Source organism: Streptomyces sp. NPDC001492, from assembly GCF_053597275.1.
Genome location: NZ_JBSFHW010000003.1, coordinates 412,361 through 423,378, shown reverse-complemented (window position 1 = coordinate 423,378; position 11,018 = coordinate 412,361). Strand labels below are relative to the sequence as shown.

The window sequence follows — 11,018 nt, the reverse complement described above, 5'->3', positions numbered from 1 at the left end:
GGTGGTCGTGGGCTGCGCGTTCTGGTCGCCGGATCCGCTGCCGGAGTTCCCCTTGCCGGACCCGTCGCCCGAATGCCCCTTGCCGGACCCGTCGCTGCGTCAACTCCCATGGGGGAGCGAGCTCTTCGCGCAGACCGAACCGGTCGTGCACCCGCCGCAGCGACCCCGGCGCCCACCACGCCCACCGCCCCAGCAGCGTCATCGTCGCCGGGACGAGCAGCATCCGTACGACCGTCGCGTCGATCAGGACCGCGAGGGTGAGGCCGAGGCCGATCTGGAGGATGGGGGAGAAGCCGCCCGTCATGAAGGCGCCGAAGACCACGGCGAGGAGCAGGGCGGCGCAGGTGACCACGCGGCCGGAGCGGCGCAGACCGGTCACCACGGCCTCCTGGCCGTCGCCGGTCAGGCGCCGGGCCTCCCGCATCCGGGCCAGGATGAACAGCTCGTAGTCCATGGCCAGTCCGAAGGCGATCGCGACGATCAGGGGCGGCGCGGTCAGGCTCAGCGCGCCAAGGCCCTCGGCGCCCAGCGCGCCGGCGAGGTGGCCGTCCTGGAACACCCACACCACCACGCCGAGCGCCGCGCCCAGACTGAGCAGCGTGGTCAGGATCGTGCGCAGCGGGATCAGCACCGAGCCCGTGAACGCGAACAGCAGGACGAAGATGCCGGCCAGGACGGTCAGGGCGGCCCAGGGCGCCCGCTCGGAGAGCATCGCGCGGAAGTCGACCAGACGGGCGGCGGGCCCGGTGACCTGGACCGGTTCGGTTCCGCGCAGCTCCCGTACCTGCCTGACCAGGTCGGTGGCCTCCTTGCCGTCGACCCGGCCGGCCGGCTGGAGTTGTACGACCGATCCGCCGCCGGGGAGTGCGCGAGCCTGTGCGGTCGGTGAGAGGGCGCGGATGCGGTCCGCAGTCGCGGCGGCCGTTCCCGGCTTCAGGACGACGGTGACCGGCGAGACCCCCGTGCCCGGCGGGAAGTGCGCGTCGACGGTGTCGTACAACTGCCGTGCCTCGGTGCTCGAGGGCAGCTGGGTCGCGTCGCCGATCTCGATCCTCATGCCGGTGACGGGCAGTGCCAGGACGAGCAGGGCCGGGACGACCGTGGCCAGGACGGCGAGGCGGCGGCGGGCCGAGAAGCGGGCCACGCGGGCGAAGAAGCGGCCCTCCTCGCCCTCCGGCACGGCCTTCGCCGGGGCGATCCTCGCGCCGAACCTGGCCAGCAGTGCCGGCAGCAGCGTCAGCGCGGCCAGCATGTCGATGACCACGACCGCGGCCACCGCCAGGCCCATGCTGCGCAGGAAGACGCTGGGGAAGACGAGCAGACCGGTCAGGCTGACCGCCACCGTGAGCCCGGAGAACAGCACCGTCCGCCCGGCCGCGGCGACCGTGCGGTGCACCGCCTCCACGACGTCCTCGGTGCTACGGCGCTCCTCGCGGAAGCGGACCAGCATCAACAGGGCGTAGTCCACGGCCAGTCCGAGGCCCAGCATGGTGGTCACCTGGATCGCGTACACCGAGATGTCGGTGACCTGGCTGAACCCGAACAGTGCCAGGAAGGCGCCCGCGATCCCGCTCACGGCGATCACCAGCGGCAGTCCGGCCGCACGCAGGCCGCTGAACACGACGAGCAGCAGGGCGAGCACGACGGGGAGTGAGATCAACTCGGCGTTCTTCACGTCCTGCTGGGCCCGTTCACCGAGCTGCTTGCCCAGCAACGGGCCGCCGCTGACGTGCACTTCGGGCGCGTCGATCCGCTTGATGCGGTCGGCCGCCGCATCCACCGCCTTCTCCTCGGCGTCGTCGCCGAGACCGCCCTTGAAGGCGACGGGGACGATCAGGGCCTGTCCGTCGGCGGCGGTGAGACCGCGGGTCCGGTACGGGTCCGGGACCGTGGCGACACCCGCGATGCCGCGTACGTCGGCCACGGCCCGCTCGACCTGCTCGCGCAGCCCGGGGGCGGAGACGGTGGTCCCCTCGACGACGGCGGTGATCGACTCGCCCGTCGGATCGGCGCGGTCCAGGTACTGGGCGCCCCGCTCCGACTCGGTGCCCGGCACCTCGGGCACGTTGTCGGAGAGCCGCCCGAAGACGCCGGTCCCCAGCCCGAAGCCGAGCAGCAGGAAGAGCACCCACAGCAGGATGACGGTCAGCGGGCGGCGGGTTGCCGCCCGGGCGAGTGTGGAAAGCACGGTTCCTCCCGGCGGTCCTCGGTTCTCGACGCCCTCAGATTCGTGGCGGGGCAGGGTGTGGCGGATCGCCGGTGGGAGTGGTTTCGGGGCCTCGGCCGTACGGGGGAGGCAGACGTCCGGCTCACTCCTGAGAGGGAGACGGCGGGAATCCCGCGCGCGGGCACCGGAGTTGACGGAGCAGAACAACCGCGATCTTGGAGGATCCCGTATGTCCGAGGAACCCGCCGTCCGCGAACTCCGTCTCGTCGTCACGGCACCCGACTACGACGAGGCCCTGCGCTTCTACCGTGACGTCCTCGGCCTGCCCGAGCGCGCCGCCTTCTCGTCCCCCGACGGAAGGGTCACCATCCTCGAAGCGGGCCGTGCCACACTGGAGTTGACCGACCCGAACCACGCCGCCTTCATCGACGAGGTCGAGGTGGGCCACCGCGTGGCCGGGCACATCCGGGTCGCCTTCCAGGTCGACGACGCCGGTGGTGTCACGGCACGACTGGCCGCCGCGGGGGCCGAGGTTCTCGCCGAGCCGACACGCACCCCGTGGAACTCCCTGAACTCCCGTCTCGAAGCTCCGGGCGCGCTCCAGCTGACCCTCTTCGAGGAACTGGACGGCTAGGAGACCCCCGGCGTCACGAGCCCCGTCTCGTACGCGCAGATCACGGCCTGCACCCGGTCCCTGAGCCCCAGCTTGCTCAGGACGTTGCTGACGTGGGTCTTGACGGTGTGCTCGCTCACGAAGAAGGCCGTGGCGATCTCGGCGTTGGACAGGCCGCGGGCCAGCAGCCGCAGCGTCTCCACCTCGCGGGCGGTCAACGCGTCCAGCCGCTGCGGGGTGACCGCGTCGGAGGCCTGTTCGTGGCGCCGCCGCACGAGGTCCGCGACCAGCCGCCGCGTCACCGCCGGAGCCAGAAGCGAGTCGCCGGCCGCGACCACCCGTACGGCGTGCACCAGGTCGTCGCGGCGCACGTCCTTGAGGAGGAAGCCGCTGGCGCCCGCGTACAGCGCCTCGTACACGTACTCGTCCAGGTCGAACGTGGTGAGCATGACGACCTTGCAGCAGGACTGCGCACACACCTGCCGGGCCGCCTCCAGGCCGTCCATCACCGGCATCCGGATGTCCAGGAGCAGCACGTCCGGCGTGTGCCGCCGGACCGCCGCGACCGCCTCCGCGCCGTCCCCGGCCTCGGCGACCACCTCGATGTCCTGCTGAGCCTCGAGGATCATGCTGAACCCGCTGCGGACCAGTTCCTGGTCGTCGGCGACGACCACCCGGATGCTCACCCGAGGGCCGCCTGACGGTCGGCGGCGGCAGGCAGGCGTACGACGACCCGGAAGCCGCCGTCCGGTCCGGGGCCGGCCTCGGCGCTGCCCCCGCACGCGGCGGCCCGCTCCCGGATGCCGATCAGCCCGTGCCCGCCGCCGGGCGCCGCGGGGCCCCGTCCGTCGTCGGTCACCGTGAGGGTCAACAGCTCCTCCGTCCAGTCGAGTTCGACGGTCGCGCAGGCAGCGTACGCATGCTTCACCGTGTTGGTCAGGGCCTCCTGCACCACGCGGTAGGCGGCGACCTCCGCGTCCGCGGGCAGCGGGTGCGGTCGTCCCGTGGTGTGCAACTCGACCCGCAGGCCCGCCGATTCGCCGACCTGGCGCAGAAGCCGGGGGAGCGCCGCCACACCCGGCTGTGGTGAAGTGCCGTTTCCCTGCTCCTCCTTGAGTACCCCGAGGATCCGTCGCAGCTGCCCCATCGCGTCCCGCCCGGCGGTCGCGATCGCGTCGAAGGAGGCCTCCGCACGCTCCGGATCACTGCGCACCACGACCGGCCCCGCCTCCGCCTGCACCACCATCAGGCTCACCGCGTGGGCGAGGATGTCGTGCATGTCCCGGGCGATCCGGGCGCGTTCCCGCGCGATGGCCCGGGCGGTGTCCGCGGCGCGCTCCCGCTCCAGCCGCCGGGCCCGGTCCTCCAGTTCGGCGGTGTAGGCGCGCTGGACGCGGGCCAGCGTGCCGAGCGCGTAGGCGCAGACGATCGACAGCAGATGGAAGGCGTACTCGAAGGGCCGGGCGTCCTCCTTGAAATGCATGGTGACGGTGGCCCCGATCACCCAGCCCACCAGCATCAGCCGCCGCTGCCACGGCGGGGTGAGGGCGGCCACGGTGTACAGGACGACCAGACCGCCGTAGAGGACGTCCGGCGGTGGCGCGTGGTACATCGCCATCGCGGGCGTGGCCGCCGACACGGCCCACGCGGTCGCGAACGGCGCCCGCCGCCGCCACACCAGCGGCACCGCCGTCGCGGCCCCCAGCAGCCAGCCCTGCCAGGTGAGCCGGTCGTCCCCCTCGTCGGGGAAGAGCCACTGCAACGAGACGGCGAACAGGACGAGCGCGGCGAGGGCGGTGTCGACGGCGTAGGGATTCGCCGTCCGCAGGCGCGCGGCGGCCTGCGTGAACCAGGACTGCGGGGACATGGGCGGCTCCTCGGGGCAAGGGCCGTTCCAGTATCGCGAGGATCCCTGGGCGGGGCCTCGCCGGTGAGAGGGATATCCCCGGGGTCGTTGGTCGTCTGGCGGCGCCGTAGGGGCTGGTCGCGCCCGCGCGGCGGAGCCGCACATCGATATTGCCTCGCGCCCCTGCTGGGGTGGTGCAGAACCGCAGGGGTGTTTCGTTCGGCCTGCTTTGTCAGCCGAGCGCAGCGGATCGCCTCCGCTTTGTCGCCCTTTAACTATCAGCGCTTACCTACTCCTCCGTAACCTCGCGGCTCCTGGTCACCACGCAGAAGGGACGTTCTGAGGTGACGAAGAACCATCCGAAGAAGCCGCGCAACCGGAGAGCCGCACTCATCGGAGCCGGAGCCCTGCTCCTCGGGCTGTTGGCCGGTCCGGCCGTGACCGCGACGGCCGGGACGAGCGGGGCGTGTTCCGATCCCGACGCCGCGATCTACCGGCCACCGGTGAGCGCGGGTGCCGCGCCCGGCGAGGTCATCGCCTGCCGTACGGTCGACTCCCTGCCCATGGTGGGGAGCGGCACTCCGTTCCATGCCTGGAAGGTGCAGTACGGCTCCACCGACGGCCACGGCAGGAAGGACGCCGTCGCCGGGACGGTGATCGTGCCGCGCGAGGCGTGGAACGGCCCGGGCGAGCGGCCGCTGGTCGCGTTCGTGCCCGGCACCCTCGGCATCGGGCCGCAGTGCGCCTTCTCCAAGCAGCTCGCCGGCGAGTACCAGGACGCCTACGAGGGGCCGAACATCGCGGCGCTGCTCAAGGCCGGGTTCGCCGTCGCGGCGACCGACGGTGCCGGATACCTGGACGGCCAGGTCCACCCGTACGTCTCCGGCGCCGACGCCGGACACGCGGTCCTCGACGTGGTCCGCGCCGCCTCCCGGCTGCCCGGCAGCGAGGTGAGCCCCGACGCCAAGGTCGGGATCTGGGGCTACTCGGAGGGCGGCTCGGGAAGTCTGTGGGCCGCGCAGCTCGCCAAGTCGTACGCCCCCGAGGTGAAGGTGGCCGGCGTGGCGTCCGGCGGGATCCCGGGCGACCTGAAGCAGGTCGGCGACTCGCTCAACGGCGGGGTGTTCGCCGGGTTCCTGGTGGACGCGGTGATCGGCCTCTCGGTCACCCACCCGGACATGCCGTTCGACGGACTCCTCAACGACGCGGGCCGCCAGGCGGTCAGGGACGCGGAGTCGCTCTGCGCGGTCGGCACCGTCGCACGCTTCACCGGCGTCCACATCGAGAACTACACCAAGGACAGGCTCACCCTCGCCCAGCTCTACGCCCTGCGCGGCCCCGACGGCACGACCTGGGGCGAGATCGCCGACACCAACAAACTCGGCGTCGGCGTGGGCCCGTCCGGATCCGGGGCCCGCTACGAGATCGGCTTCCCGGTCCTGCAGTACCGCGGCCTCCTCGACGAGGTGATCCCCGCCGAGACCGGCCAGGGCACCCGCCGCGCCTACTGCGAGGCGGGGACGGCCACGCAGTGGACCTCGTACGCAGGCGACCATCTGCTCGGCGACCCGCAGGCCATCGGCGACTCGGTCGACTGGCTCACCGACCGGTTCGCCGGCAAGCCGATGCCCGGCAACTGCTGAACGATCTCTACGGCTCCTTCGCCGGCCGCCACCCCAGGGCTCGCGAAATGCCGCGTGCCGCAAGCCGCACCGCGGGCGCCAGCACCGGTACCTGCGCGTCGGCTTGCGGCACCACCACCGACACGGCGGCGACCACCGCCCCGCCCGGCCCGCGCACCGGTGCGGCCACCGAGACGGCGTCGTCGGTGACCTGACGGCTGCTCACCGCGACCCCCGTGCGCCGCACCTCGGCCAGCACCCGGCGCAGCTGCCCCGGATCGGTGATGGTGTACGGCGTGAACGAGGCGAGCGGGCCCCCGCAGTACTCCTCCTGCTCCTGCGGACCGCAGTGCGCCAGCAGCGCGAGGCCGACCCCGGTGGCGTGCAGCGGCCAGCGCGCCCCGACCCGTATGTGCACGCCGACGGCGCTGCGACCGGAGATCCACTCGATGTAGACGACCTCCCCGCCGTCCCGCACCGCCAACTGCACGTTCTCGTGCGTCGCCTCGTACAGGTCCTCCAGGTGCGGCAGCGCGATCTGCCGCAGCGCGAGTCCGCGCGGGGCGAGCGCCGCGACCTCCCACAGCCTGAGACCCACGTGGTAGATGCCGGATGCGTCCCGCTCCAGAGCGCCCCAGTCGGTGAGCGCGCCCACCAGGCGGTGCGCGGTGGTGAGGGTCAGTCCGGCCCGCCGGCTGATGTCCGTGAGGGACAGCGCCGGGTGCTCGTGGTCGAACGCGGCGAGCACGGCGAGCAGCCGGTCGGGGGCGGAGCGGGCGGTCATCGTCTCAGCCGAGCCCGTCCTCCGCGATCCGCAGCAGCAGCGCGTGCAGCGTCTCGCGTTCGGCCGGTTCGAGCGGCTCGAAGAGCTCGTTCGTCGCGCGCAGCCCCGCCTCGTCGGTGTCGCGCAGGAAGGCGCGGCCGTTCTCGGTGAGGACGACGATGCGGCTGCGGCGGTCGTCGGGGGAGGGGCGGCGCTCGGCGAAGCCCAGCTTCTCCACGTCGTCGACGAGGCCGACGATCGCGCTCGGGTCGTATCCGAGGCGGGTACTGAGTTCGCGCTGCAGGGCGCCGTTGGAGGTGGCGAGGAAGCGCAGGACCGCGTAGTGGCGCAGACGCAGCCCCGACTCCTGAAGGAACGCGTTGAACAGCTGTCCGGAGCGCAGGCCCAGGCGGTAGAGCAGGTAGCCCGTGTCCGCGTGCAGTCCACGCATCCATGGTTCGTCCGCGTCGATCGAGGCTGCCTTTGTGGCGTGCTGGCGGGTGATGGCGGGCTCCCTGGTCTCGGCCCCACGGGGGCGCGGTTCTTGGTGCAGATTCCAGCATGTCGCACCCGGAGGTCTTCAACAACTATTGACGTCAACAATTATTGCTCTTAGCTTCGATCTCGAAGCCGCAGCGACGCGCCCCGAAGGCGCGTCCCCCGCATCAGCTCGTGAAGGGACCCACCCGTGCCCAGCATCGATCTCACCGGCAAGGTCGCCGTCGTCACCGGCAGCGGCCGGGGCCTCGGCCTCGCCTACGCACACGCTCTGGCCGCCCACGGCGCCTCCGTGGTCGTCAACGACGTCGACGAGGCAGTGGCCGAGGCGGCCGTGAAGTCCATCGCCGGGGCGGGCGGCACGGCCGTCGCCGAGGTCGTCCCGGTCGGCACGACCGAGGCCGCCGAGCGGCTGGTGAACCGTGCGGTCGAGGAGTTCGGGCGGCTCGACATCCTGGTCACCAACGCCGGCATCCTGCGCGACAAGGTGCTGTGGAAGATGTCCGACGAGGACTTCGACGCGGTGATCACCACCCACCTCAAGGGCACCTTCACCTGCGCCCGCGCCGCCGCCGTCCGGATGCGCGAGCAGGGCGAGGGCGGCACCCTGATCCTGGTCGGCTCCCCGGCCGGCCAGCGCGGCAACTTCGGGCAGACCAACTACTCCGCAGCCAAGGCCGGCATCGCCGCCTTCGCCCGCACCTGGTCGATGGAGCTGGGCCGCGCGAACATCACCGTCAACGCGATCGTGCCCGTCGCCGCGACCGCCATGACCGAGACCATCCCCGCCTTCGCCCCGTACATCGAGGCCATGAAGAACGGCGAGCCGCTCCCGGACTTCCTGCGCAAGGGCGAGGGCTTCGGCACCCCCGAGGACTGCGCGGCCCTCGTCCCGTTCCTCGCCTCCGAGGCCGCACGCGGCATCACCGGCCAGGCCATCGGCATCGGCGGCGACAAGGTGGCACTCTGGTCGCACCCGCAGGAGATCAAGGCGGCCTACGCCGACGGCGGCTGGACCCCGGACACCCTGGCCGACGCCTTCCCCACCTCGGTCGGCGCGGAACTGCAGAGCGTCGGCGTCCCCGCCCCGAAGTTCCCGGAGGCCTGAGAAATGGCGACCCTCAACGTCGAGGAACTCGTCGCGATCGACGTCCACACCCACGCGGAGGTCTCCTCCAAGGGACACTCCTCCCTGGACGACGACCTGCACGACGCGTCCTCCGCCTATTTCAAGGTCGAGGGCAAGCGGAAGCCGACCCTGGAGGAGACCGCCGCGTACTACCGCGAGCGGAAGATGGCCGCCGTGATCTTCACGGTGGACGCCGAGTCCGCGACCGGCACCGCGCCGGTCCCGAACGAGGAGGTCGCCGAGGCCGCGGCCGCCAACGCCGACGTCCTGATCCCCTTCGCCTCCATCGACCCCTTCCGCGGCAAGGCGGGCGTGAAGCAGGCCCGCCGCCTGGTCGAGGAGTACGGGGTGAAGGGCTTCAAGTTCCACCCCAGCATCCAGGGCTTCTTCCCCAACGACCGCTCGGTGGCGTACGACCTCTACGAGGTGATCGAGGAGACGGGCACCATCGCCCTCTTCCACACGGGCCAGACGGGCATCGGCGCCGGAGTCCCCGGTGGCGGCGGGATCAGGCTCAAGTACTCCAACCCCCTCCACGTGGACGACGTGGCCGCCGACTTCCCGCACCTCAAGATCATCCTGGCGCATCCGTCGTTCCCCTGGCAGGACGAGGCCCTCGCCGTCGCCACCCACAAGCCGGGCGTGCACATCGACCTGTCCGGCTGGTCGCCGAAGTACTTCCCGCCGCAGCTCGTGCAGTACGCCAACACGCTGCTCAAGGACAAGGTCCTCTTCGGCTCCGACTTCCCCGTCCTCACCCCCGACCGCTGGCTCGCCGACTTCGAGAAGCTGTCGATCAAGGACGAGGTCAAGCCGAAGATCCTCAAGGAGAACGCCGCCCGCCTGCTCGGGCTGACGAAGCCGTAAGGGGCCGTAGATGCGCAACGAGGGACTCGGGTCGTGGCCCGCACGCCGGGCCCGCAAGACCCCGCACCGCACCGCCCTGATCCACGGCGGCACGACGCTCACCTACGGCGAGCTGTACACCCGCACCACCCGCCTCGCCCACGCCCTGCGCGCCCGGGGCGTTCGGCGCGGCGACCGGGTCGCCTACCTCGGGCCCAACCACCCCTCCTTCCTGGAGACGCTGTTCGCGGCCGGAATGCTCGGCGCGATCTTCGTCCCGCAGAACACCCGCCTGGCCGGCCCCGAGATCGCCTACCAGCTCGCCGACTCCGGCGCGAAGGTCCTCGTCTACGGCCCCTCGCACGCCGGACTCGTCGCCGGTCTGCCGGGCAGCACGGACGTCCGTGTGTTCCTCGAAGTCGGCCCGGAATACGAGGAGTTGCTCGCCGCGTCTGCCGAGGAGCCGATCGACGAGCCCGTCGCCGCCGACGACACCTGTCTGATCCTCTACACCTCGGGCACCACCGGCCGCCCCAAGGGCGCGATGCTCTCGCACGCCAACGTCACCTGGAACAGCGTCAACTTCCTCATCGACAAGGACCTCCAGACCGACGAGCGGGCGCTGGTGTCGGCGCCGCTGTTCCACATCGCCGGCCTGACCGTGCTCACCCTGCCGGTACTGCTCAAGGGCGGCACCTGCGTCCTCGTCGAGACCTTCGATCCGGCGGGCACCCTCGACCTGGTCGAACGCCACCGGATCACCTACATGTTCGGGGTGCCGGCGATGTTCGAGCAGATCGCCCGCCAGCCGCGCTGGCCGGACGCCGACCTGTCGTCGGTGCGGATGCTCAGCTGCGGCGGCGCCCCGGTGCCGACCCCGCTGATCGAGACGTACCAGGCGCGCGGGCTGACGTTCCTGCAGGGCTACGGCATGACCGAGGCGCTCGGCGTCTGCTTCCTCGACGGCGCGCAGTCGGTCAGCAAGACCGGCTCGGCGGGGGTGCCGCACTTCTTCGCCGACGTCCGGGTGGTGCGGCCCGACCTCACCCCGGTCGAGCCGGGGGAGAACGGCGAGGTCGTGGTCCGCGGCCCCGCCGTCATGTCCGGCTACTGGGGGCTGCCAGAGGAGACCGCGGCGGCCTTCGCGGACGGCTGGTTCCGCACCGGGGACGCGGCGGGCGTCGACGAGGACGGCTACGTCTACATCGTCGACCGCATCAAGGACATGATCATCTCCGGGGGCGAGAACATCTACCCCGCCGAGATCGAGGACCGCCTCCTCGCCCACCCCGACATCGTCGAGTGCGCCGTCATCGGCGTGCCGGACGAGAAGTGGGGCGAGGTGCCGCGCGCGGTCGTCGTGCCGCGTGAGGGCGCCACGATCGACGCCGACGAGATCCTCGCCTCCCTCGCCGGGCAGCTCGCCAAGTACAAGATCCCGAAGTCGGTGGTCCTCGCGGACGAACTCCCGCGCACCGCCTCCGGAAAGCTCCTCAAGTCCCGCGTGCGCAAGCGCTACGGCACCAACTCCTGA

Annotated in this window: 10 protein-coding genes; 5 read left to right on the top strand and 5 right to left on the bottom strand. The window is 71.8% G+C overall.

Features of this window, described 5'->3' with window-relative positions; genetic code table 11:
* The coding region (locus ACWC1K_RS06045; protein WP_450829034.1) for an MMPL family transporter at positions 1–2,188 on the bottom strand (2,188 nt) is incomplete at its 3' end.
* A 208-nt stretch (positions 2,189–2,396) separates the two neighbouring features.
* Between ACWC1K_RS06045 and ACWC1K_RS06040 the strand changes: the two genes are divergently transcribed.
* Positions 2,397–2,801 (top strand): VOC family protein, encoded by a 405-nt coding sequence (locus ACWC1K_RS06040; RefSeq protein WP_450829033.1) that lies wholly within the window; start codon positions 2,397–2,399, stop codon positions 2,799–2,801.
* On the opposite strand, the gene ACWC1K_RS06035 is transcribed toward ACWC1K_RS06040, so the two are convergent.
* Together ACWC1K_RS06035 and ACWC1K_RS06030 are read right to left on the bottom strand one after the other, a co-directional pair.
* Positions 2,798–3,466 carry a response regulator gene (locus ACWC1K_RS06035; protein WP_450829032.1) on the bottom strand — a complete coding sequence of 223 codons (669 nt, stop codon included), beginning with the start codon at positions 3,464–3,466 and terminating at the stop codon, positions 2,798–2,800. The genes ACWC1K_RS06040 and ACWC1K_RS06035 overlap by 4 nt on opposite strands.
* The gene (locus ACWC1K_RS06030) at positions 3,463–4,647 is read right to left on the bottom strand and encodes a sensor histidine kinase (RefSeq protein WP_450829031.1); all 1,185 of its coding nucleotides are present in this window, start codon (positions 4,645–4,647) and stop codon (positions 3,463–3,465) included. The genes ACWC1K_RS06035 and ACWC1K_RS06030 overlap by 4 nt, the downstream gene beginning before the upstream one ends.
* Before the next feature lie 323 nt (positions 4,648–4,970).
* On the opposite strand from ACWC1K_RS06030, the gene ACWC1K_RS06025 reads away from it, so the two are divergent.
* Positions 4,971–6,269, top strand: coding sequence for a lipase family protein (locus ACWC1K_RS06025; protein WP_450829030.1), 1,299 nt, complete (start codon positions 4,971–4,973; stop codon positions 6,267–6,269).
* 7 nt (positions 6,270–6,276) lie between these two features.
* Here the strand turns inward: ACWC1K_RS06025 and ACWC1K_RS06020 are convergent, their stop codons facing one another.
* Complete coding sequence (locus ACWC1K_RS06020) at positions 6,277–7,032, bottom strand: IclR family transcriptional regulator (protein WP_450829029.1); 756 nt, start codon at positions 7,030–7,032, stop codon at positions 6,277–6,279.
* A gap of 4 nt (positions 7,033–7,036) precedes the next feature.
* Entirely contained in the window at positions 7,037–7,462 is a 426-nt protein-coding gene (locus tag ACWC1K_RS06015; RefSeq protein ID WP_450829028.1) for a MarR family winged helix-turn-helix transcriptional regulator, read from the bottom strand.
* Positions 7,463–7,699: 237 nt separating this feature from the next.
* On the opposite strand from ACWC1K_RS06015, the gene ACWC1K_RS06010 reads away from it, so the two are divergent.
* The 3 genes from ACWC1K_RS06010 to ACWC1K_RS06000 are packed head-to-tail and all read left to right on the top strand — an operon-like array spanning position 7,700 to position 11,018.
* Positions 7,700–8,617, top strand: coding sequence for an SDR family NAD(P)-dependent oxidoreductase (locus ACWC1K_RS06010; protein ID WP_450829027.1), 918 nt, complete (start codon positions 7,700–7,702; stop codon positions 8,615–8,617).
* Positions 8,618–8,620: 3 nt separating this feature from the next.
* Complete coding sequence (locus tag ACWC1K_RS06005) at positions 8,621–9,505, top strand: amidohydrolase family protein (RefSeq protein ID WP_389078538.1); 885 nt, start codon at positions 8,621–8,623, stop codon at positions 9,503–9,505.
* Between the two features lie 10 nt (positions 9,506–9,515).
* Entirely contained in the window at positions 9,516–11,018 is a 1,503-nt protein-coding gene (locus ACWC1K_RS06000; RefSeq protein ID WP_450829026.1) for an acyl-CoA synthetase, read from the top strand.